The sequence below is a fragment of the Mycobacterium sp. genome, from assembly GCF_049278535.1.
Taxonomy (GTDB): Bacteria; Actinomycetota; Actinomycetes; order Mycobacteriales; family Mycobacteriaceae; genus Mycobacterium.
Genome location: NZ_JBAPMI010000318.1, coordinates 1 through 1,636, shown reverse-complemented (window position 1 = coordinate 1,636; position 1,636 = coordinate 1). Strand labels below are relative to the sequence as shown.

General features: G+C 66.6%; 1 protein-coding gene and 1 pseudogene. One reads left to right on the top strand and one right to left on the bottom strand.

Going from position 1 to position 1,636, the window contains the following annotated elements:
• Positions 1 to 642, bottom strand: a pseudogene (locus tag WAO18_RS21170) (hypothetical protein); the annotation flags it as partial.
• Positions 643 to 742: 100 nt separating this feature from the next.
• Here WAO18_RS21170 and WAO18_RS21165 point away from each other — a divergent pair.
• Positions 743 to 1,636: DUF1254 domain-containing protein (locus WAO18_RS21165; RefSeq protein WP_422208192.1), on the top strand; the 894-nt coding region annotated here is incomplete at its 3' end.

The window sequence follows — 1,636 nt, the reverse complement described above, 5'->3', positions numbered from 1 at the left end:
GTTCTTGCCGCAGAACCCGCCGCTGGTCGCCGATCCGGTGATCGTGGTGTTGTCGTCTTCAATCTTGATGTCGGCAGCCGACGTTCCACCCAACGACCCGCCGGGCCGCACCAGAAACCGTGCCGCGCCATCATGCGGGTAGTGGAAGCGGCCCACGCCGGTGCGGTTGGTGGCGGTGAGTTCCGCCGCCACACCGGTCTTGGGGAACCGCACGGCGTAGTAACCGGGCACCCCCTTTTCGCTGCGGTCGTGGGCGATGTCCTCCGAGGCATCCCAGGGTTCCGAGCCGACCGGATTAGTGGTCGGCAGCATCGAGATGTCACCGAACGCCGGGCAACCCACCGACGCGTGCGTCATGCTGAACCCGGTCGCGTGGTCGTTGGCATGCGCGTAGCCCGCGTAGTTGTCGACGGTGTCCGGCGAGTACTGCACCATGCCGAACGGCACCGAGGGCCCCGGGAAGTTGTTGATCTCCCCCACCGTCTTGCCGCCGTTGCCGGTGCCGATCAAAGTGTCGACGTGCTCGACCGGGTTGGCGACCAGCGGCGGTGGCTCATACGACGTGGGCGTAGCGCTGACCAGCATCGCGCTGACCAGCACCGCCGCCGCAATCAGCGCAACGGCACCCCGCCGTGACCGCATAGCCGAAATTCTGCTCCTCAGGCAGCACTTCGTGTGGGAGGCAGATCGGTGCGCCGACTATGGCCGCGCGCCGCGCTGAATGGCGTGGAAGTATCCCGTTATGCGCTCAACCATCAGACGCGCCGTCGTCACGCTGGCCGCCCTGCTGATGATCACGTCGTGCGGCGGCAACGACCATCCGGCCGCACCGGTGAAAACCTCTGGCACGCCGGGCTTGTCGCAGTCCGAAGCAACCGACATCGCCACCGAGGCTTATGCCTACGCGTATCCGCTCGTCACGATGGAGTACACCCGGCGCGGATTGACGAATGTGCCCGCCGCACAAGACACCAAAGCGCCGATGGGGCAGATCGCCCGCATGCGTACCTACCCGAACGCGTCGTTCAACACGGTGACCGCCCCGAACGCCGACACCCTCTACACCCAGGCCTGGTTCGACGTGGCGAAAGAGCCGTGGATCGTCAGCGTCCCGGACATGGGCGACCGCTACTACCTGCTGCCCATGCTGGACGCGTGGACCAACGTCTTCGCCTCGCCGGGCACCCGCAACGGCGGTGGCAAGCCGCGCACGTTCGCCATCACCGGTCCCGGGTGGCACGGCGCGTTGCCGCCCGACGTGCTGGAGTACAAGTCGCCAACCGCCTTGGTGTGGCTGCTGGGCCGCATCTACTCCTCGGGCACCCCGGAGGATTACGACGCGGTGCACAAGCTGCAGGACCAGATCACCGCGGTGCCGATGTCCTCGTTCGGCAAGCCTTACCTGCCGCCGCTCGGTCCGGTCAGCGCATCCATCGACATGACGACGTCGGTGCGCCAGCAGGTGAATTCCCTTGGCGCACCGGAGTATTTCAAGCTGTTCGCCCGTCTGCTCAAAGCAAATCCGCCGGCCGCCGTCGATGCGCCGATGGTGGCCAAGCTCGCCAGGATCGGCATCGTTCCCGGGCAGGACTTCGACCCTGGGAAGTTATCGGACGCGGCGAACGCCGGCCTGGCC